Source organism: Burkholderia sp. BCC1972, assembly GCF_905339605.1.
GTDB lineage: Bacteria > Pseudomonadota > Gammaproteobacteria > Burkholderiales > Burkholderiaceae > Burkholderia.
Genome location: NZ_CAJPGH010000001.1, coordinates 628,228 through 648,279, shown reverse-complemented (window position 1 = coordinate 648,279; position 20,052 = coordinate 628,228). Strand labels below are relative to the sequence as shown.

The 20,052-nt window shown below is 63.2% G+C and carries 22 protein-coding genes and 3 pseudogenes; 11 read left to right on the top strand and 14 right to left on the bottom strand.

Features of this window, described 5'->3' with window-relative positions:
• Positions 1–41: 41 nt before the first annotated feature.
• Positions 42–203: pseudogene (locus tag U5798_RS02895) on the bottom strand (alpha/beta hydrolase); the annotation flags it as partial.
• A gap of 27 nt (positions 204–230) precedes the next feature.
• On the opposite strand from U5798_RS02895, the pseudogene U5798_RS02890 reads away from it, so the two are divergent.
• Positions 231–368, top strand: a pseudogene (locus U5798_RS02890) (FMN-dependent NADH-azoreductase); the annotation flags it as partial.
• A gap of 27 nt (positions 369–395) precedes the next feature.
• Here U5798_RS02890 and U5798_RS02885 read toward each other — a convergent pair.
• Complete coding sequence (locus U5798_RS02885; protein WP_322081108.1) at positions 396–1,013, bottom strand: LysE family translocator; 618 nt, start codon at positions 1,011–1,013, stop codon at positions 396–398.
• 67 nt (positions 1,014–1,080) lie between these two features.
• Between U5798_RS02885 and U5798_RS02880 the strand changes: the two genes are divergently transcribed.
• A complete protein-coding gene (locus U5798_RS02880; RefSeq protein WP_322081107.1) occupies positions 1,081–2,064 on the top strand; it encodes a LysR family transcriptional regulator in 984 nt (327 codons plus the stop codon).
• 313 nt (positions 2,065–2,377) lie between these two features.
• The gene (locus U5798_RS02875; RefSeq protein ID WP_322081106.1) at positions 2,378–3,187 is read left to right on the top strand and encodes a DUF6602 domain-containing protein; all 810 of its coding nucleotides are present in this window, start codon (positions 2,378–2,380) and stop codon (positions 3,185–3,187) included.
• Positions 3,188–3,511: 324 nt separating this feature from the next.
• Here U5798_RS02875 and U5798_RS02870 read toward each other — a convergent pair whose 3' ends face one another.
• From U5798_RS02870 to U5798_RS02840, 7 genes are all read right to left on the bottom strand, one after another.
• Positions 3,512–4,411: a DMT family transporter gene (locus U5798_RS02870; RefSeq protein ID WP_322081105.1), complete on the bottom strand. Its 900-nt coding sequence runs from the start codon at positions 4,409–4,411 to the stop codon at positions 3,512–3,514.
• 157 nt (positions 4,412–4,568) lie between these two features.
• Positions 4,569–5,300: a transporter substrate-binding domain-containing protein gene (locus U5798_RS02865; protein WP_322081104.1), complete on the bottom strand. Its 732-nt coding sequence runs from the start codon at positions 5,298–5,300 to the stop codon at positions 4,569–4,571.
• A 139-nt stretch (positions 5,301–5,439) separates the two neighbouring features.
• Positions 5,440–5,901 carry a MarR family transcriptional regulator gene (locus tag U5798_RS02860; protein ID WP_322081103.1) on the bottom strand — a complete coding sequence of 154 codons (462 nt, stop codon included), beginning with the start codon at positions 5,899–5,901 and terminating at the stop codon, positions 5,440–5,442.
• Positions 5,902–6,061: 160 nt separating this feature from the next.
• Entirely contained in the window at positions 6,062–6,775 is a 714-nt protein-coding gene (locus tag U5798_RS02855; protein WP_322081102.1) for an SDR family oxidoreductase, read from the bottom strand.
• A 71-nt stretch (positions 6,776–6,846) separates the two neighbouring features.
• Positions 6,847–7,221 (bottom strand): hypothetical protein, encoded by a 375-nt coding sequence (locus U5798_RS02850; protein ID WP_322081101.1) that lies wholly within the window; start codon positions 7,219–7,221, stop codon positions 6,847–6,849.
• A gap of 33 nt (positions 7,222–7,254) precedes the next feature.
• Positions 7,255–8,136: an NmrA family NAD(P)-binding protein gene (locus tag U5798_RS02845; protein ID WP_322081100.1), complete on the bottom strand. Its 882-nt coding sequence runs from the start codon at positions 8,134–8,136 to the stop codon at positions 7,255–7,257.
• Positions 8,137–8,545: 409 nt separating this feature from the next.
• Positions 8,546–8,716, bottom strand: coding sequence for a hypothetical protein (locus U5798_RS02840; RefSeq protein WP_322081216.1), 171 nt, complete (start codon positions 8,714–8,716; stop codon positions 8,546–8,548).
• Between U5798_RS02840 and U5798_RS02835 the strand changes: the two are divergent.
• Positions 8,639–9,589 (top strand): annotated as a pseudogene (locus tag U5798_RS02835) (MFS transporter); the annotation flags it as partial. The gene U5798_RS02840 and the pseudogene U5798_RS02835 overlap by 78 nt on opposite strands.
• Before the next feature lie 244 nt (positions 9,590–9,833).
• On the opposite strand, the gene U5798_RS02830 reads toward U5798_RS02835, so the two are convergent.
• A complete protein-coding gene (locus tag U5798_RS02830; protein ID WP_322081099.1) occupies positions 9,834–10,637 on the bottom strand; it encodes a glutathione S-transferase family protein in 804 nt (267 codons plus the stop codon).
• A 236-nt stretch (positions 10,638–10,873) separates the two neighbouring features.
• Between U5798_RS02830 and U5798_RS02825 the strand changes: the two genes are divergently transcribed.
• Both U5798_RS02825 and U5798_RS02820 read left to right on the top strand, forming a co-directional pair.
• Positions 10,874–11,251 (top strand): RidA family protein, encoded by a 378-nt coding sequence (locus U5798_RS02825; protein ID WP_322081098.1) that lies wholly within the window; start codon positions 10,874–10,876, stop codon positions 11,249–11,251.
• 99 nt (positions 11,252–11,350) lie between these two features.
• The gene (locus U5798_RS02820) at positions 11,351–11,680 is read left to right on the top strand and encodes a cupin domain-containing protein (RefSeq protein WP_322081097.1); all 330 of its coding nucleotides are present in this window, start codon (positions 11,351–11,353) and stop codon (positions 11,678–11,680) included.
• A 137-nt stretch (positions 11,681–11,817) separates the two neighbouring features.
• Here the strand turns inward: U5798_RS02820 and U5798_RS02815 are convergent, their stop codons facing one another.
• Positions 11,818–12,117: an H-NS family nucleoid-associated regulatory protein gene (locus U5798_RS02815; RefSeq protein WP_124448856.1), complete on the bottom strand. Its 300-nt coding sequence runs from the start codon at positions 12,115–12,117 to the stop codon at positions 11,818–11,820.
• A gap of 226 nt (positions 12,118–12,343) precedes the next feature.
• On the opposite strand from U5798_RS02815, the gene U5798_RS02810 reads away from it, so the two are divergent.
• Positions 12,344–12,832: a RidA family protein gene (locus U5798_RS02810; protein WP_124448854.1), complete on the top strand. Its 489-nt coding sequence runs from the start codon at positions 12,344–12,346 to the stop codon at positions 12,830–12,832.
• Positions 12,833–12,868: 36 nt separating this feature from the next.
• Here the strand turns inward: U5798_RS02810 and U5798_RS02805 are convergent, their stop codons facing one another.
• On the bottom strand, positions 12,869–13,861 hold the full coding sequence (locus U5798_RS02805) for an AraC family transcriptional regulator (protein WP_124448587.1): 993 nt from the start codon (positions 13,859–13,861) through the stop codon (positions 12,869–12,871).
• A complete protein-coding gene (locus U5798_RS02800; RefSeq protein WP_322081096.1) occupies positions 13,858–14,916 on the bottom strand; it encodes an NAD-dependent epimerase/dehydratase family protein in 1,059 nt (352 codons plus the stop codon). The genes U5798_RS02805 and U5798_RS02800 overlap by 4 nt, the downstream gene beginning before the upstream one ends.
• A 203-nt stretch (positions 14,917–15,119) precedes the next feature.
• On the opposite strand from U5798_RS02800, the gene U5798_RS02795 reads away from it, so the two are divergent.
• The 3 genes from U5798_RS02795 (at position 15,120) to U5798_RS02785 (ending at position 17,235) form a co-directional block, all read left to right on the top strand.
• Complete coding sequence (locus tag U5798_RS02795) at positions 15,120–15,524, top strand: hypothetical protein (protein WP_322081095.1); 405 nt, start codon at positions 15,120–15,122, stop codon at positions 15,522–15,524.
• Between the two features lie 102 nt (positions 15,525–15,626).
• Positions 15,627–16,679 carry an ankyrin repeat domain-containing protein gene (locus U5798_RS02790; protein ID WP_322081094.1) on the top strand — a complete coding sequence of 351 codons (1,053 nt, stop codon included), beginning with the start codon at positions 15,627–15,629 and terminating at the stop codon, positions 16,677–16,679.
• A gap of 304 nt (positions 16,680–16,983) precedes the next feature.
• Complete coding sequence (locus U5798_RS02785; RefSeq protein ID WP_124448581.1) at positions 16,984–17,235, top strand: hypothetical protein; 252 nt, start codon at positions 16,984–16,986, stop codon at positions 17,233–17,235.
• Positions 17,236–17,308: 73 nt separating this feature from the next.
• Here the strand turns inward: U5798_RS02785 and U5798_RS02780 are convergent, their stop codons facing one another.
• Positions 17,309–18,421, bottom strand: a complete 1,113-nt coding sequence (locus U5798_RS02780; RefSeq protein WP_322081093.1) for a histidinol-phosphate transaminase — start codon at positions 18,419–18,421, stop codon at positions 17,309–17,311.
• A gap of 429 nt (positions 18,422–18,850) precedes the next feature.
• On the opposite strand from U5798_RS02780, the gene U5798_RS02775 reads away from it, so the two are divergent.
• A complete protein-coding gene (locus tag U5798_RS02775) occupies positions 18,851–19,942 on the top strand; it encodes a helix-turn-helix transcriptional regulator (RefSeq protein WP_124448577.1) in 1,092 nt (363 codons plus the stop codon).
• The last annotated feature ends 110 nt before the right edge of the window (positions 19,943–20,052 follow it).

The following is a 20,052-nucleotide window of genomic DNA, read 5'->3' as shown; positions in this document are numbered from 1 at the left end:
CCTGCGACTCCAGCTGAAGGCCGCACCGTCATTCGCCGGGTTCAGCTGCGGATGAACGCGAGCAGATCGGCGTTGATCGTATCGGCGTTCGACGTCGGCATGCCGTGCGGAAAGCCCGCATACACCTTCAGCGTGCTGTTCCTCGCCAGCTTCGCCGACAGCAGGCCGGAATCGGCGTACGGGACGATCTGGTCGTCGTCGCCGGCGGAGTGGCCCACATGGACGGCACCCTGGAAACCTGGCTCAAGTTCGTCGGTGTGACGGACGTCACCGGGATTGTCGTCGAACGCACGTTGTTCGGTCCGGACGGGCAGGTCGATCGCAGCCGTGCGATCGACGAAGCGCGGGCGATCGCGCACACGTTCTGACGTTGCCGTTCGCCGCGGGCTGCGAGGTCAGCGCCCGCCGCGCGCGATGGCGAGCGCGACGCCGAAGCCCACGAGCAGGCATCCGAAGGTGCGGTCGATCCAGTGACGCAGCGACAGCAGGCGATCGCGGACGGCCGTCGCCGAGAAGCAGACGGCCACCAGACTGAACCAGCCGGCATGCGCGACCGCGATGAAGGCGCCGTAGCCGAGCTGCACGATCAACGGCGTGTCGGGGCGGACGGCCTGCATGAACAGGCTGACGATGAACACCGTGGTCTTGGGATTCAACGCATTGGTCAGGAAGCCGGTGCGCAGTGCGGCGAGATCGGACAGCGGGGCCGCCGGTGCATCGGTTTGCCCGTCGCGGGCCTGGGTCATGAGCATCTTCACGCCAAGGTAGATCAGGTAGATCGCGCCGATCAGCTTGACTGCATTGAAGAGCCACAGCGACTGGCGGATCAGCAGCCCGACACCCAGCAGCGTGTAACTCACGTGAACCGTGACGCCCAGCCCGATTCCCAGCGCGGTGAGCACGCCGGCGCGGCGAGACAGCATGAGGCTGTTGCGCGTGACCATCGCGAAGTCCGGGCCCGGGCTGATGACGGCCAGCAGTGTGATGGTGACTACGACTATCAGTTCGGTCATTGCCTTTTCCTTGCGGCGGGAGTCTTGATGGCACAATGCTAGCAACCGCGTCACATCATGAAAAACGATGATTTCTGACCAGAATGGTGAGGCTGACTCACAATCGACTCGTACGAGCCTGCCGTCATTGATGGCGCTGCGCTGTTTCGAGGCGGCGGCGCGTCACGAGAATTTCAGTCGTGCCGCCGACGAGCTGTGTTTGACCCACGGCGCGGTCAGTCGCGCGGTGCGGCTCCTCGAGGATGATCTGAGCGTCGCGCTGTTCCTGCGGCGCAGTCGTCGTGTATTCCTGACTGATGCAGGACGCAAGCTGGCGCAGGCCGTCCATGACGGCCTCGGCCTGATGCGTCACGCCACGCAGGAATTGCGTAGCGAGGCGGCGCGTGCGCGGCGGTGGGTGTTGTCGTGCGAGCCGACGCTTCTGATGCGCTGGCTGATCCCGCGCTGGCCGGATTTCCAGGCGCGATACACGGGTGTCGATATCCATCTGGTCGCGGCGGGCGGGCCGTTTTCGTTCGACAGCGGGATCGACATGGCGATTCGCCGCAACGATTTTGCGTGGCCGGCGGGGTATCACGCGGAGCAGCTGTTTGCCGAGCGGGTGGGGCCTGTTTGCCGGCCGGACAAAGTCGGTGCGTGGTTTGCCGCGCGTCGCGGTACGCGTTCGTTGAAGCAGGATGCGCCGCTACTGCATACGCGGACCCGGCCGGATGCGTGGAAGGAGTGGGCGGTGGCGGCCGGTCAGCCGGCGGCGCGTGGGCGCGGGCAGGTGCTGGAGCATTTTTACTTCAGTCTGCAGGCGGCTGTCGCGGGGCTGGGCGTGGCGATCGGGCCGTGGCATCTCGTGCGCGACGACATCGAAAGCGGTGTGCTGGTTGCGCCGATGGGGTTCGTCGAGGATGGTTCGCATTACTGCCTGTTGACGCCGGCGCCGGTGGTGGAGGGGAGTGCGCAGGCGGAGTTGTTGGGGTGGTTGAGGCTGCGGTTTGATGGGAGAGTGAGATTCAGATTTGAGGCAAATCGGGGAAGATGCCCGGAGCGTGGCGATTGAGGGCGAACACGATCGGTTGTTGTCGATCCACTTCGGTAGTTTACCTTCGTGTGACCTCAGGGACCGCTTCCGAGGTACAACAGTCTTTGCGGTCCGGACGCAGTCGGCACGTCCACAACCTGAGCCGATTCTTCAATGCCGATCTCGTTCAAGCGGAGTCGGATTGTTTTTTCGCCATAGGGCAACCCGATTCGCTGAGCGATCAATACTCGAAGTATGTTGGTACGTCTCGATCTGAGACTGTCTTGTTATCATTACTCTTGGTGGGACCCTACCCGACCGCTGGACAAAACGGACCGCTTGGAACATTGCTATGCTTTTCGCCCATATGGCAGCAGTAGAGGATCAACTCCTGGCCACTTCCAAAATACCGGCCAATAGCGGTCACTCCCTTCCCAAAGGAACCCCGCGCGAAGCTTTCATCAAGGAGTTTCTGGAGGCGCACCTTCCATCTACCCTCGCGATAGGTTCGGGCGAATTGATTGACAGCGAATCGCAACCGTCCGAAGCAAGGCGGCAGTTCGATCTCGTGATATACAAGCGAAGTTTGCCCAAGCTCGATTTTGGGGGCGGCATCAGTGGTTTCTTAGCTGAATCGGTAACCGCTACGATAGAGGTGAAGTCCACCCTCGATAAGACCGGCATGCAGCAAGCAATTACGGCAGCAAGGGCAGCAAAGCAGCTTAAGAAGAGTGAAACATGGTCGTTCAGCAGCGGTTATGTCCCGCCGGCGATTCTGAGTTTTGTGGTGGCGTATGATGGTCCGCAGCAGATTGAGACCATTCTCAATTGGATCACCGAAATAGAGGCGGCAGAGGGGATCGGCGGCGCGCGCCTTCCCATTGGCGAAGAGAGAATCAGAACACCCAGCCAATCGATCGACGGTGCGTTCCTTCTGGGAAGAGGATTCGTAACGTTTGATAATTTCCCCGTCGGTTTCCTTGACGATAATGCTCGCAGTAGCGTTCCTGACACACGATGGGTCGCAGCATCAGCAACCCACGGTTCACTGTTGTGGTTGTTTCAGATGCTCACGCAAGCGTCTATGAACATCAACGGCACGTTTCTGAACATGGTCCCGTACATGAATAAGCTCCGTGCGGAGATCAAGACGGGAGGCTAGGTGTTCTGCACGGCGAAGACATTCGGGGCGCAGTTATCCAATGCCCTATCTTTGCGGAATCCATCAGCGCCCTCTCATCAAACGCCGAGCAGCAACGGTCCAGTGGCCGAACGGCCGCTTGGTATTGGTGAAGAGACGTTAAAGAGGCAGCATTGAGGCGAGGGAGAATGGCCGCTTATGGCCGGATGCCGCCCGACGCGGCTGGCTATAGCAGACCCACAGGGACCTTCCCCCTTCCTCGATTGCGGTCATGCGCGATCGACACAGTCCTGTCGCCTATTCGTCGATTCACCTCAGCCAACGACTGCCAGCCTGTTTGCCAGACTAGACCGCTGGCCCCTCCGGCGGCTCCTCCCGAATCGCGACAGCGATCGAACTCCCGACGATCGCGACGATTCCGAGAACCGAAACGATGCTTGGCGTTTCGCCCCACAGGAAAAAGCCGAACAGCGTTGCCCAAATGATGCTCGTGTAAGTGTAGGGAGCCAGTTTCGCAGCACTGTCACGCCTTACTGCGACCGTAAAGAAAAGCTGGCCGGCTGTCGCAAACAGCGCCAGTAGCGCCATGACGAGCAAGTCTTTGAGCGTCGGCGTGCGCCAGGCAAAAAATAAGGAAATGCCGGTAACGGCGGTTCCGAAGGCAGTGAAGAAGAGTACCGTGATGCTCGAGTCGTCGCTGGCTTTGAGTTTGCGAATCTGAATCATGGAAAGCGCACCACACAAGGCACTGAGCAGCAGCAGACCTGGGCCTATGAGATTCGACAAGCTACCGTGAGGTCGGACCACTAGAAGGACCCCTATGAAGCCCACGAGCGCGGCTGCGGCATTTCGCGCGAGTAAACGTTCCCCGAGCAAAATGGGCGCGAGGAGAACGACAAAAATCGCCTCCGAATAGACGATCGCCACGGCCTCACTCAACGGCAGATACGGCAAGCCAGCGAAAAAAAGTCCGGAGGCACAGAGAAGGGTGAGCGCGCGGGTTGTCTGTCCGCGAAGGTCGATCTTTCGGAGCCGAGCGCCGAACGACCCACCACGAAGGCTGACGAGTACGGCCGGCACGACGCCGAACAGCATTCGGAAGAAGGTCACTTCGTTAGCGGGATAGTCGAGAGCTACCGCTTTGCCCAGTGCATCGACGACCGCAAAACAAAACATCGAGATCAGGACCAGTGCGATTGTTTGATACTGGGCGGCGCGATCGGGGACTGAGACGTTGACGGACATATCATTTCGGCAGCGGGTGGTCCAATTCAAGAAAGAAAATTTTCAACCATTTTGGTGTTGCTTGTCGAAGGATCCTTTCCGGAGAGGGCGCCCGAAAATTGACGGCAATCCATCAGGGCCCTGCCGATTGGCGATTATCGGTTGACATCCGTCATGCTCACCGCGCAAGAACGGGATCGATCTCGTTGGATGCCAAGCCGAAGGCCGCCATTCTGGCGCGATGGTCCGGCGAGCCCAGATATGAACGTAGTTGCCTGTTTACTGCATTGAGCAACGCGTTGTTTTGCCGGTTAAACGAGAATGCTCCGAGTGGGAGCCTCTGTTGCCTGCCATCCGCCTCCGGCTCGTGCGGCACGGCCTCGAGCGCTGAGCCTCCCATCCGATCCGCAACAATGCGATTGCCCAGCGCCGTGCTCGCATATGCACCGATCGCGCCGGAGAGAACCGCGTCAATCGCGTCAGCTTGTTGCGCGAAGACGGCTATCTGGCTCTCGCTTACGCCTGCCTCTTTTGCCGCGTCGTGCTGAACCTGTCCGGCAATGATGCCAAGGCGGACGTCGGAGCGTTTGGCGAGTGACGCGTAGTTGCTGAGACCCTTCGGGTTTCCGGCCCGAACCAGAAAGCCGTCGCCGATCCCCCATACGGGTACGCTGAATGCGACCGATCTAGCGCGTTCAGGCGTAATGAAGAGCGGAACGTTCATATCCCAGCGTCCCGTTGCCACGCCGGGCAGCAGTTCACTGAATGTCGTCAGGCGATGCTCGATCTGGGTGACGCCAATCGCCCGAAGAACTACACCGGCCAATTCAATGTCGGCGCCCGATGCAGTTCCTCCGGGTTCCGTCCATCCAAATGGGGGTTCGTCGATGTATGCAATCGTTACCTTCATCGCCATGTCTCGCGGAATGGGGAGGCGGCCACCGCATCTGGTGCCGATTGGTCATGATTCTACCCATACGCATGGTCTCGATCCGCTACGGGATCCGAATCGCTCAGAATGGCGTTGTTACCGCAATGCATCCGGTGGCTCAGTCTTGCGACGAACGCATCGACACGTCGCCGATGCGTACTTCTCTCAATCCTTCTCGCAACGCCGTAACATTGTCCGCACCGTTCAGTCGCTCGAACTCCCGTTGCGCTTCCTGCCAGAGCGGTGATGCTCTTTCGTGCAGGCGCCGTCCCTCCTCGGTGAGTTCGACGAGGCGGCTTCGGCCGTCGGTGGGCGAGGGCTTGATCGTGACGAAGCCGTCGCGCTCCAGGAAGCCGACCATTTTCCCCATCGCCGTTCGTTCGATATCGAGCCGTTCGGCAAGGGCGTTGACCGGGGTACTTCCCACTTCGTGCAGGGCGGCCAGCGTCAGGAACTGCGTGATGCGCAGACCCGACGGCTCGAGATGGCTATCGTAGAGTCGGGAGATCTGCCTGCTCGCCTTCCTGACGGCGAAGCAGTTGCATTGATCGATTCCGAGCGGCTGGTTGACGGGCAACATCTGCTGCACTCCTGATTTCGGTTAATTGCGCGAACGCTCCGCGCGCGTCGCGCGAAGGCAGGGTGGATTCTATCGATGAAAGCCGCAAGCGACAGCGCCGGCGTACGATCTGCGCACCTCGGGGCTCGCCGCCGAATCCGGCCCGTGTCGACTGCGGTGTTCAAAGCCCCGCCGGCGGTGTGATGTAGCCCGGTATCTCGGCCGCGAGCGTGCTCTTCAGCACCGCTGTCCCCTCGTCGGCCATGACCTCGCTCTTGCCGGCGGCGAGCGCGTCGTAGGTCTGTCGCACGACGTCCTCGGGACGGGCTTTGGGCACGTCGATGCCGTTGGTCAGATCGGTATCCACGAACCCGACGTGCAGGCCGAGAACCTGGATGCCACGCTCGCGCAGGTGAAAGCGAAGCTGGTTCGTGTAGCTCCAGGCGGCGGCTTTCGACGCGGCATACGGTGTCAGATAGGGGCGCGGGAGCCACACGATGTCGGAAAGCACGTTGATGATCGCGGCATGCGGCCGCGCCGCCAGGATCGGTTCGAAGGCCTGTGTGACGCGCACCACGCCATAGTAGTTGGTATCGAACAAGCGGGCGGACTGCGCTTGCACGTCGGCCGCCAATGGCCCGTCGATCAGGGCGGCAATGCCCGCGTTGTTGATCAGCAGAGTCGTGTCGGCCGCCAGTTTCGCCGCTTCGGCGATCGACGCCGGATCGGTGACATCGATCCTGACCGGCACGATGCCGTGCTCGTCGAAACCGTTCGTATTGCGCATGCCCGCGTACACTTTCGCCGCTCCGCGCCGAAGCGCCTCGCGTGCAAAAGCGAGGCCTAGGCCGCGATTGGCACCGGTGATGAAGACGGTGGCGTTCTTGATATCCATGACAAGCTCCTTTTCAAAAACCGTGTGCTGGAGGCGTGTCGACTCCATCCACGAGCGCGCGGGTGCCCGGTTCAAAGAAAGACGTGTTCCGGCAACTGCTTCGAAAGCGACTCCCGCAGATGGGTGGCGAGAGTCAGTACGGCGCCAAGCGGGCTCATCCGCACGCTGACCCGCGGCACTGAACCGTCGGCGTTGCGATCGACGACCACGACCGCGCTCAATGTCTCGTCGCTCGTCAGAACGGCCTCGTATTCGAGAAATAGTCGCGAGCCGACGGCTTGAACGAACGTTGGCGTCTGTGAGACGTAAAAGGTCCCGACGGCGTCGACGGCGAGCCGGATTTCGTCGCGCCCGATTACGGGGGCGCGCAACACCGAGCTGACCAGTTCGGCGTCGGCCGTCAGATCATCGAGAAACGGGTGACGATCGGGTTGGATGGATGACATTTTCAAACCTCTCGATTCGTTTCAAGGACGTGTTCACACGAATGCGGCCCGATATTTCGCGACGAACTCCTGGACCGACAGCGGCGGCTTTCCGGTGATCTGCTCGACGGCGTCGTTGGTGCCCGAGAAGATGCCGTCGCGGTAGTTCTGCGCGACTTCGACCAGATGCTGCGTGAGGAACGGCGGAAACTGGTAAAGGGTTTCCATCTTGATTCGGAATTCCTCGATGGAAGTCGGCGCGTATTCGATCCGGGTGCCGAGAACCTCGCTCATCGCGGCTGCGATCTCGACGTGGTCCATTTCGACGGGGCCGTGGAGCGTGTAGGTCTTGCCCTCGTGGCCTGCGGGGTTGGCGAGGAGGTGGGCGATCACGCGTCCCTGATCGTCGCTGGCGATGGGCGCATGACGGCCGTTGCCAAACGGGAATTCGATCTTCTTCGTGGCCCATATCTCCCGCGCAAAGTGCGGATAGACGAGCCAATCGGCAAAGAAGGTCGGGCGCAAATGCGTCGTCGCGACACCCGACCAGTCGAAGACCTGCTCGGAGACCCAGTGATCTTGTGCCGCGTGGCTCATCGACTCCCGGCGCGCGGAAATCTGCGACATGTTGACGATCGCCGTGACGCCCGCTTCCTTTGCTGCCTGCGCGAAATACGCCGCGGCCCCGATGATTCCCGGCGCGATCGGATGAAGGAAATACGCCGACCGGATGCCTTCCATCGCTGGCCGAATGTCGTCGATGTCGGTGAAGTCCCCGACCGCGACATCGACCCCGCGCTGCCTCAGGGCTGCCGCCCGATCGTCGTCCGTGCGCACATAGGCGCGCACGCGCTTGCCCATCTCGAGCAGTTCGTCAATGGCAAAACCGCCGGTGCGTCCGGTTGCACCGCTCACAAGAATCTCAGGCTCGTACATCGCTTCGCTCCGTTCAAAAGTAGGAGCATATGCTCCATTTGAGTGAAGAGTAGGAGCATATGCTCTCATCGTCAAGTTTTTTTGTTGGTGCCCCGGATAACATCCCGCCCGGTTCGGCAGGCGGCATGGCGGGCGAGCATCGGCAGGATGCCGCGTAGGTGTCATGCAAACGAAAGTGCTGGACGCGTCGATGTCGCGACTGCATGGGCGCGTTTCGACTGGGGGCTTTCCCGCTAACCGGCGATGTCCGCCTCCACTCAGCTGTGCAGAGGAAAATCGCCGTCACTGTACATTTCGTTCCGTCATTACATAAAACACACTTCCCATCGAGACCGGGGCCGGTAATGCCGAATCGACCTTCGTTCCGCTATACGCAGTCAAGAAAACCTCTGCCAGAAAGCCGCCGCGCTCAACGCGTCACGGCGGCGATAAGTAACCGGACGCCCATCCCATGAACACACCCGCTGACCCGCTGCCGTCGTCGCTTGGTGCTGCCACTTTCATTCCATTTCTCGGCGCGAGCATCGCGCTTGCCGCCGCATACGGCGCGAGCTTCCTGCTTGCCGAGCATTTGCGTCATTGCGGGCTCGATGCGTCGATGGCAGGGGCAGTCATCTCGACCGGCATCCTGACCATGATCGTCAGTTCCCTGCTCGCCGGATGGATCGCGCAGCGAATCGGGCTGATGCGGACGATCGTTGCCGCTGCCATCGTGATGTCCGTTGCCATGCTCGCGTTCAGCCTGGCCGCGATCGATCCGGCGATCGCGTTCATCGGTGGCTTGCTGCTCGGCATGGGATGGTCGGCGTTCTACATCCTCGCGCCGCTTCAGATCATTCATCATCTGAGGCCCGACGCGCGAATCAAATACCTGACGTTGCTGTCGGGCGGTCAAATGGTTGGACTCGGTCTTGCGTCGCCGGTCGGTCATTTCGTCGCCGGCCGAGCCGGGTCGTATTCCATCGTTTATGGCGGCCTGGCCTGCATCTGCCTGATTGCTGCTGCCGCATTCTCCGTGGTCGGAAAACGGGCGGCACACGCGCTGACTCCGCAGATGGCCGCAACCGGCCTGACGCCTGCACGGATCGCCGAGATCCTGCGCAACGTGACGCGGCTGCCGATCATCATGATTGCGCTGGCCGCTTGCGTCTTTTCCGCGTTATCGAATTTTCAGTCGGCCTATGCGGAATCGCGCCACCTGTCGCCGGACCTGTTTTTCGTGACCTTCACGCTGACGACCGTTGCGTGCCGTTTCACGCTGGCGCAAACGATCAGCCGGCTGCCCGTTCGAAAGCTCGCCTGCGCGCTGTTCAGCGCGACGCTGTTGGCGCTGGTACTGTTCGTTTCCAATCCGGGCAGCGAAATGCTGTACGTGATCGGCTCGGTCATCTTTGCAATCGGCTACGGGCTCAGCTATTCCACGCTGAACGGCATGGCCGTCAATCTGGCCGGCGAACGGGGGTTGTCCGCATCGGCGAGTTCCCAGGTCTTCACGATTGCCTACTTCATCGGCTTGTTCGGGTTTCCATACATCGCAGGCGTATTGGTCACGCGCGGCGGCGTGAATCTGATGATCGACGCGACCATCGCCGTTGTCGTCGTCAACCTGCTGATGCTCACGCACGCCAGCCTGCGAACCGGCAACGCGCAGATCGCGGCGCGCTGACGGGCGCAAGCGTCAGGTCGGTTGGAGGTCATTACTCGGCGCCGCAGCGCCGTTCCTGCGGCGTTGTGTGCGTACGGTCGCGCTCTTCCAGATACAAGCGCAACGCAAATTGTCCGGCGGCGGTATCCCGTAGACGCAGGGCTTCGTCACGCATCGCGGCGGGCACGTGATCGAGCGCCGGGTAAGCCGCGCGATAGCCGGACGGAAAGAGCACCGGCGCGGCGAGCGCCGCGAAGGTCAGATCGGCGGCCGTGAAGCGTTCGCCGACCAGGAACCGTCGGCCATCGGCCAGCCGGCCGTCGATCTCGTCGAAGACGCTGCGTACGCGTTCGATGGAGCGCGTGGCGCTGTCCGGCGTGATCCTGAGCGTCGCACGAATGAGCCGCACGACGCCTGGCAGGATGACCGGCAGCAACGCGGCTTCGAACCGCGGCACGCCGCGCGACATCACGTGCAGCAGCAGGCTGCGCTCCGGCAGCAATTGCGCATACGCCCAACGCCTCGTATGCGGGCCCAGCACTTCGTCGAATTGCGTCTCGAGCGCTTCGACTTCCGGCCGCGAGTCGACATCGCGCGGGTACAGGCAATCGCCGCCGTGAAGCAGATCGATATGTACGAGGATATCGGTCGAATCGGTGAAGCGCGCGCCGCGATGAAGCAGCAAGGGCACGCTGCTGCCACCATTGGGTACCGTGGCCAGCCGGTGCAGCAGCGGGACATGCGGCTGTTCCCGGTAGGGCAGCTCGAGCCTGTCGAGCGCCCATCGCGCCTTCTCGCTGTAATGGCTGTGCGGCATCGTGATCAGGACAGCTGCATGAACGCTGTCGGTGTTCATGAATATCGCCCTCGCTCGTCACTGCATTGCGTATGCGATAAATGCGGGTTGCCTTCTGAATTGTGGCAAGTTCGAAGAACCGCTTCAAGGCCTGAGCGTTCGTCCAACTGCTGACGGAAGCGATCGATTTCGACGTTGGACATCCGTCGGTCCCCGGAATTGGCAGCGCTGTTGTTCCGCGCTACGCTCGTGAGCGATGATTGGCGCAGATGCCGGCTCGGGCGAAGGAGAGTCAAATGGCGATCGAATATTTTGCAGAGCGCAATCCGCTGACACGAAACCTGCCGCGCTCGCTGGCGACCAAAGCCGGCGACCTGGTATTCGTATCCGGTCAGGTCGCGAGAAACGAAGACGGGAGCCTCGTCACCGGCGGGATCGACGCGCAGACACGCCGGACATTGCAGAACGTCGCTCACGTATTGGCGCTGGCGGGGTGCACGCTCGACGACGTTGTCAAAACCACCGTATGGCTTGAAGACGCGCGCGACTTCGCGGAATTCAATCGCGTCTACGCGGAGTTCTTCCCAGGGAACAAGCCGTCGCGATCGACATTGCAGGCGACGAATATGGTCGGCACGAAGATAGAAATCGAAGCCATCGCGTGCAGGCCTTGAATGCCGGCGGCGGCGTGGCAAAGGCTGGACGACAATGAGCATTCCCCGGCGTCTTTAAGCGCGTTTACTTCATCAGAAAGTCAATGAAAAGGTCGAGCAATGCAACTTCAAACCGGTAACCTGTTCAGCGTCGAAGGGCAACGTGGCGGCGACGAGCGAATCGATCTCCTCGTCACGGGGCAGCGCCTGAATGTCGAACGGATCGTATCGATGGGACACGCGAGCGCGGATGGATTCTGGTATGACGACTCGCGCGCGGAATGGGTCGTATTGCTGTCGGGCGCGGCCGTGCTCGAATTCGAAGAGGGTCCGGCGCGGCACGAGATGCACCCGGGCGACTACGTGCTGATCGAGCCGCATTGCCGCCATCGCGTTGCGTGGACGCATGAAGAAACGCAAACCGTGTGGCTTGCGATTTATTACGAATGATGAGGAAAGAATGGGCGTGCGACGCGTCGAATGAGACAAATCGGCATTAACCCGGAGCGGTCTTTGAATCCCGCCGGTGTCAATGCCCGACTTGCCGGACAGCGCGCTGAACCGCGCGCCGGTACGCGTCGAAAATCTTATTCCTGAATCAGGAATCGATTGCGGTTCTTCGCATCCTTGATCCATGCCGGCGCACGACCGCGGCCCGACCAGGTTGCACCGGTCTTCGGATCGCGATACTTCGCCTGCACGGGTGCCGCTGCCTGCTTGGCCGGCCGACCACGACGCGTGCCGAAAATGTCCTTTTCGGTAATGCCGTATTCCGCGACCTTGGCGCGGATGTCGTCGACGATCGCCTGGAATTCCGCGACGCGTGCAGCTTCGGCTTTCTCGGCCAAAGCGTCCATTTGGGCTTTCAGTTCCTTGTAAGTTGCCATATATCGCTCATCAGGTTGTGTTCTCACATGATAGCGGTTTCAACCGGAAATGATGAAGAAAATCTCGCCGACTACGAATTACGGTGTCGATATGGCGTGCTGGACTGCTTCGAACACCTGATAAGTGGGTCAATTTTGTCATTTTTTGCAAATCGGCTCCCTCGGGACAAGATTCGGCGACTCAATTATTCTTTGTCTTTTTTATGAAGGATTGGGGAATTCACTGATGAACAGAGACGATAAGCTGAAACAGATCGCGGCCGATTTCGGATTCGATCCGGACGAGGAAATCAGGATCGGCGGAAAGTACACGCCCGTTCTGGTCGATGGAAGGACGGCCTATCTGTCCGGTCAGATTCCGCGAATCGGGGAAACCGTGCACTTCGTCGGCGTCGTCGGCGAATCCGTTTCGCTGGAGGACGGCCGCCGTGCGGCCGGCATATCGACGCTGCGTGCGCTGTCGCTGATTCGCAAGCATTGCGGCACGCTCGATGCGATCGCGACGGTGCCGCGCATGACGGTCTATGTGCGGAGCGCGCCCGGCTTCACGATGCAAAGCGAAGTGGCCGACGGTGCCTCCGACGTTTTGTACGCAGTGCTCGGCGATGCCGGCGTCCATACGCGTTCGTCGGTCGGCGTGCTGCAGTTGCCCAAAGGCGCGGCAGTGGAAGCCGATTTCATTTTCGGGCTGAACCGCAACGACGCCGCGCGCTGATGCCGCATCGGCTCGGCGATGGGGCGACCGTGCGCGTCAGCGTGGCGTCGTCCGCGAGCGAGCGGCGTCGGGTGTCATGCCGGTCCATTCATTGAACGCGCGGAAGAACGAGTTCGGATCCTGGTAGCCGAGCAGGAACGCGATCTGGCTGTAGGGAAGGTCCGAGCGGTCGAGGTAGTGCCACGCGAGCTTTTCGCGGACCTCGGCCAGGATGGTCTTGAAGTTCGCGCCGTCGTCACCGAGGCGGCGCTGCAGCGTGCGCTTGCTGATGGCGAGCGTTCGTGCAACGTCGTCCGTGGTGGCGAGGCCGCCCGGGATCAATTCTAGCAGCGCCGCGCGCACGCGCTCGACGATGCCCGCGCCGGCCGACAACGCGTCGAGGCGGCGGCGCAGATCGGGCTCGAAGATCTGCCACATTGCATGGTTGGCCGTCACGAACGGACGTCGCGCATCCTGCAGCGCCACGCTGACGCAGGGCGTATCGCCGTACTGCGGCGTCACGCCGAAGAACCGCGCATAGCCGGGATGCGGCTCGACCTCGCGCGGCAGCGTGACGGCGCGGGCAGGCACGCCGGTGCGGGTCGCGAGCCGTGCCAACTTCACGAAGAAGCCGAGTTCGGCCGTGAGCAGCATGCCGGGTGGCGGCTCCTCGCGTTCCAGGAAGTCGACGGCGAGGGTCAGCACGTCGGCCTCATGCGCCACGCGCAAGCGTACCGGGCCGATCAGCGGCTTGAACTGGCTGATGCGCCGAATCGCAATTTCCAGGTTCGGGCTGCACAGCGCGGCAAACAGCGGCGGATCGAAGGCCTCGACCGAGACGAGATCGAGGATGCGCAGCGCGACGGCGGGCACGTTTGCCATCTCTTCCGTCGCGCGCCACAAGCGGAAGTATTCGCGGGTCGTGAGCCCGCCTTCCGGCCGCGTGAACAGGTCGGCGGGCAGTTGTGCGCGCCGCAGCAGTTCGTCGACGCGCAGGCCCAGGTCGACCATCACGACCTGCCAGCCAGGTGAGATCGCGAAGCGGTTCATCGCCGCAATTGCCCGGTTTCGACGAGCTGCTGAAAAAAATCGTTCATCGACTCGGCGAGCGGGCGATAACGGATGCCGAGTTCGTTGCGGCTGCGGCTGTTGTCGCCGCGCCAGGGAAGCCCGATGTTGCGCGCGATCATGCGGCGCGTCACGGCTTTGTTCGCGAGCGGCCCGACCAGCCACACGAGCCATTTCGGCAGGATGCGCCGCGGAATCGGGTAGTCGGCGCCGTATCGTTCGAGCAGCGTGGCGGCCATCGCCGGCAGGTTGGTATCGTGACCCGACACGATGTAGCGGCCGTTGGCGCTGGGCAGAAACGCGGCACGGAGGTGGGCGTCGGCCACGTCGCGCACGTCGACCGCGCCCAGGCCGAGATTCGGCGCGCCCATTTTCATCGTGCCGTTGCCCATCTGCCGTACGATCTCGAAGCTTTCCGACGTGGCATGCGGATTGATGCCGGGGCCGATCACGAGCGTCGGGTTGATCGTCACGAGATCCCAGCGCTGCTGCGCGCGGGCGATTTTCCACGCTTCGCGTTCCGCAACAGTCTTCGAATACGAATACGGCTGGTGGGCGAGCGACGAGCTGGTGTTCCAGATCGCTTCGGTGAACACGCCGTTCGGCGTCGCGGCGAGATCGGCATTGTCGCCGTAGATCGCCGCGCAGCTGCTGGTCAGCACGACGCGCCGCACCGACGGTGTGCGGTTGGCCGTCTCGAGCACGTTGCGCGTGCCGAGCAGCGCCGGATCGACGAGTTCCTTCTGCGGGTCGCGAACCGTGACCGTGAACGGCGACGCGGTATGGAACACGATGCCGCAACCGGCCATCGCGTCCGCGTACGAGCCGGGGTCGAGCAGGTCGGCACGGAAAAAGCGGATCGTGCCGGGCTTGCCGGCCGCGATGCGCTGGAGGTGCTTCAGCTTGTCCGGGCTGTCGGGATCGCGGACGGCCGCGTGGACCGTCAGGCCGGCCTCGAGAAGCCGTTGCACGAGCCAGCCCGCGACGTATCCGGTCGCGCCGGTCACCATGACAGGGAGGTCGGTATCGATATTCATGGGCGTGGGTTCCGTTGCAGAGGTGATGCGCCATGATGCCGCCTTTTACGCGCCAGTTCACTCGCAAAGCGCGCCAATCGACATGCAAGAGGCGACAGGCGGCGCGACACCAGGCGCGCGTGCCGATGCTCGCGACGGCGGCCATTGACGCGTCGCCCAGCGCCGGATTACGCTCGTCCGCGATTCCATTCCGAGGAAGAGCGATGAACGATGCCGCAACAGAACGGTTGGTCGAGCTGGCCCGACATGTGATCGGCTACATGCAGGCCGCGTTTCCCGGCTGGAGCGAAGTCTACGTTCGCTTCAACGCGCCGGGCGAGGCCCAGTACGGCGCCCGCGCGTCCTGCGCGACGGCGGCCGGCGTCGAGTTGATCTCTGCGATGGAGCATCGCGACTTCATCGACGGCATCATGCGCATCGGGCCGCCACTGCGCGACGCGCTGGCGAACGACGGCAGGAAATTCCGCGCCGCGCTGTTTCGCGCCAATGCCCGGTTTTCCTATCGAATGGATTACGACTGGGAAGACGCTGCGCGCTGGAACATCACGAAGCTGGATGGCAAGTCCGGCCGACCGGACGGTCTGGAACTGCTGGAGCCGCTGGACTGACGTGCGCGCCAGGATGCGCTGCGCCCGCAGCGGGTGCCAGGCAGGTTTATCACACTGACGAAATGCCGACGATGCGCGCGCGTCCGAAGGCAGGAGGCCGACATGCCGAAAGCAAAAAAGAAACTGCTGCCGAAGGACTTCGACGCATTGCTCGACGGGGGCGACCTCGCGACGCTGCAGGCGGTGTTCGACACCTGCGACGTGAACGCGCGCGGCGGGCCGAGCAAGCGGACCGCGCTGTCGTTCGACCGGTGTCCTGACGATCTCGCGCGCTGGCTCGTCGCGCAGGGTGCGGACATCGGTGCGGCCGACGCGTACGGCAATACGGCGCTGCATGTGCGCGCCCGCAGCAGGCGCAGTCGCTTCGACGTGCTGTTCGAGCTGGGTGCGGACGTTCACGACGACGGTGCGTCGATCGGCACCGCGCTGCATGCGGCGGCCGATTCACGCAATGCGCTGTCCGCGCGGCTGCTGCTGGAACATGGCGCGCGCGTCGACGCGCTGAACCGCGACGGGCACACGCCGCTCGAGCGTGCACTGCGCACCTGCGGCAACGCGGACCTGGAGCACATGGTGGCGCTCGCCGACGTGCTGCTCGGCGCCGGCGCGGCGAAGACGCCATCCATGCAGGCCAGCGTCACGGCGATCGGCGAGCGCTTCGAGTTCATGCGCGAGCGCTTCAATCCCGAGACCCTCGACGCGGCCAGCGCCGCGCTGGACCGGCTCTATGCGCTGTTCGACGTGCCGGCGGTGCCGCGCCGCCAACTGCACGACGGCCGGTCGCCGATCGTCGTCGCGGACGGCACGTGGCAGGCCCAGCATCAGGCCTTGTGGACGCAACTGGTGCCGGGAAGCGGGCATGCCGCGACGGTGCAGGGCGAACTCGTCCGGATCGCGGGCCGCATCGCGCACGAGCTCGATCACAACGGCGGCGGCAACTGGGATGCGGACTTCCGGAAGATGGCCGATGCGTTCGCGGCAATCGTGCGGACCGGCACGTCGTTGCCGGCAGCCGATTTGTCAGACGTGGACGCGCTCGTGCAGGACGTCAAGCGCCAGGCCGGCGATCCGGCGCAACTGTGCCGGCTTGCGGTTGCGTGGGTGCGCCTGAACCCCGATCCGCTCGAACTCGCGCCGCCGCCTTATCGGCGGTAGGCCGTCCAGCCCCCGTCGTTTCCGGCCCCCCCTTTCGCGATATCCGCCGATATCCCCACTTTTGGGGATGCCGGCGCGGGCCGGTGCGCCTACGATGGGCAGCAGGGTACGGGGGCCGCGTGTCACGAACACGAACGAACGGGCCTGCCATTCAATGTCGATTGCCGCGACCGTCCGCGCAGTTGACCGACACAGTCGCCGCGTACGATGAGCACGGCGTGGACGGTGCGTCGTTGGCATCGCGACACGATGGCGCGTTGATGATGGAAGGCCTGATGTCGTATTTCGGGGAATCTCAATCAATATGCTGGCAAGAGACTATGTGGAACGAGAGCTCTCTCACATCCAGAGAATGGTGGCTCTCCTGGACAGCGACACGGTCGCTGACGACGTATCGATGTCGGGCGCCGGGCGCGTCAGGCATCCGAGTTACTGGCGAAGGCGCATCGAGGAACTGATGTCGGCGCCCGATGTGCCGCATCATGTCAGGAAGCTCAGCAATGCCGTGCTCGCGAAGATCGACGAACTGGAATCGCGTCTCGCGACGATGAAGTAAGTACACCGTCCGATCGTGCGTCGACACGCATTCCGTTGCGTCGTCGACCGTTCCCGTCCTGCCCGCCGCTCACTCACCCGAGCGCCATCACGTCAAGCAGCGCCGCGCGAAACGCGGCCATCTCCGCCGCCGTTCCGATCGACACGCGAAGGTACTCGGGCGGCCCGGATTCGCGAATCAGGACACCGTGGCGCAGGAGTCCGCTCCAGATCCGGTGGCGATCCTCGAACTTGCCGAACATCACGAAGTTGGCGTCGGAATCGGCCACTGCGAGGCCCAGGCCGCGCAGCCAGCAAACGGTTGCGTCGCGCTCGACCTTGATTGCGTCGACCTGCGACAGCATCTCGTCACGTGCGACCAGCGCCGCGCAGGCCGCCGCCTGCGTAAAGGCGGACAGGTGATACGGCAGGCGAACCAGCTTCAGTGCGTCCACGATCGCGGGCGCGCATGCGCAATACCCGACGCGGCCGCCCGCGAACTTGAACGCCTTGCTCAACGTGCGCGTCACGATCAGCCGCGGATGGTCGGGCAGCAGCGTCGCCGCGCTGCGGACGCCGTGACGCCGGAACTCCGCATAGGCTTCGTCGACGACGACCACGCCCGGCGCGAGGTCGAGGATCGCGCGGATGTCGTCGAGCGGCAGCGCGGTTCCCGTCGGGTTGTTCGGTGACGTCAGCAGGATCACGCTCGGCCGGTGCGCGCGGATGCTGTCGAGCGCCTGGTCCACGTCCAGCGCGAAATCGCCGGTGCGCGGCAACGTATGCAGGCGCGTGAAGGTCGTCCGGCAGTATTCGTCATACATCGGATACGCGGGCGTGAAGGCCAGCGCCGAGCGCCCCGGGCCGCCGAACGCCTGCAGGATCTGCTGGATCACTTCGTTCGAACCGTTGGCTGCCCAGACGCTCGTCGCGTCGACCGGCACGCCGGTGTCGTGCGTCAGGTAGGCGGCCAGATGCGATCGCAGTTCGGCGAAGTCGCGGTCGGGATAGCGGTTCGCGTCGCGCGCCGCATCGGCCACCGCGGTCGCGATGCGCTCGACGAGCGCCGGCGACGGCGAATACGGATTCTCGTTGACGTTCAGGCAGACCGGCACGTCGAGCTGCGGCGCTCCGTACGCGTGCTGCAACTTCAAGTCTTCCCGGAGCGGCAAGTCCGACAGGGCAATCTCTTTCCACGGTTGTTGCATTGGAAACACTCCGTACGTGATCGATGGGGCGGCGCGGCAGGATTCTTCAGGCGGCGGAAAACAAAAAAGGCGCCGGAGGCGCCTTGGTCGTCGTCTTGATCGGGGCCAGCCCGATGCAATGACTAGATGCGAAACGAACCACGGCGCAATGGAGGGCGGCCGTGGTGATGGTGCAGCGAGGGCGTGGCGTTTCGGATCGTCATGCGCCGCATCATGGCATACCCTGATCGGGATGAAAAGCGGGCCGCGCGCCGGTGGATGCCGACGGCGACTGCGCTTTCGTGTCGGAAATGGCCCATACGTCAGACGAGAAACGGTAATAAACGTAGTATTTCGAACCAAACGCACACGCGTTATTTGAACGATCTCGTTCATTGAGTAAGATGGGCTGAGGACGTTCGACAGAAACGCACGGCGCGGGGTAGCCAGATGCCACTGAACGGATTGATTCCATCGGCGTGGGTCGACGACATCTACGCTGCGGCACTGGGCGATCAACGATGGGAAGCGGTGCTGGACGGGCTGCGATCGTCGGTCGGCGTGCGCATGGTCACGCTGCTGTCATTCGACGAAGCGGCGCGGGTGCCTGCGATCGAGCGGGCGGCGGGCGACGACGAATCATGGGTCGCCAAGTGCTACGGCACCTACAACACCGAGTTCTACCGGTACGATCCGGTCGTGCCGGTCGCCGGCGACTGGCCGGCGGGCCGCTGGTTCGAGGACGTCAAGCACCTGTCCGCACACCAGCGCGCGCACGGCGTGTTCTACCAGGAATTCCTGCGCCCGTTCGGGCTCGGCAGCATCTCGGGCCTGTACATCCATCGCGGCGAGGGCACCGGCGCGTTCCTCAGCGTGCAGGGCGGCCCCGACTCGCAAGGCCTTTCCGGCGATCAGCGCCACGCCATCGAAATCATGGGCACGCATATCAGCCGCGCGCTGCGGATCCAGGCGCGCATCGGCGAGCTCGAGGCGCGCGTGGCCGCGGCGGAATCGGCGCTCGATGCGATTCCGGTGCCGGTATTCCTGCTCGGCGCGAAACGCGAGCTGCGCTACACCAATCGCGCGGCCGATCAACTGATCGCGGCGGAGCCGGCGCTGCGCGTCGTGAACGGGCGTTTCGCGCCGGAAGGCTGCGTCGACGATGCGCAATGGCGGCACGCGTTCGCGCGCGGCGGGCTGTTGTTGCGGCGTGCGACGGGCGAACCGCTGTCGCTCGCGCTGATGCCGGTGCCCGAACAGTCGCGCCTCGTGCGCGAACGGCCCGGCGTCACGGCCTTGATGACGGCTGCCGACCTGCGCTCGCCGGCGGCGCGCGCGCAGCGGCTGCGCGTGTTCTACGGCCTGTCGTCGGCCGAAGCCGATCTCGCCGTGCTGCTGTGCTGCGACGGGCACTCGCCGCAGGAATGCGCGGCACTGCGCGGCGTGTCGATCGGCACGATCCGCACGCAGATCAAGGCGATCTACGCGAAGACCGACGTCACGCGCGCGACGCAGCTGACGTCGCTGGTCATGCAGACGTGACGGCGCGGCAAGCGCTCGCGCCCGGACGAACTCCCTCTCGACCGTTGCCGGTATCGACGCATGTGCGTTGCGTCGACGCTTTTGGATTGTGGTCAGTCATCCGACAACAA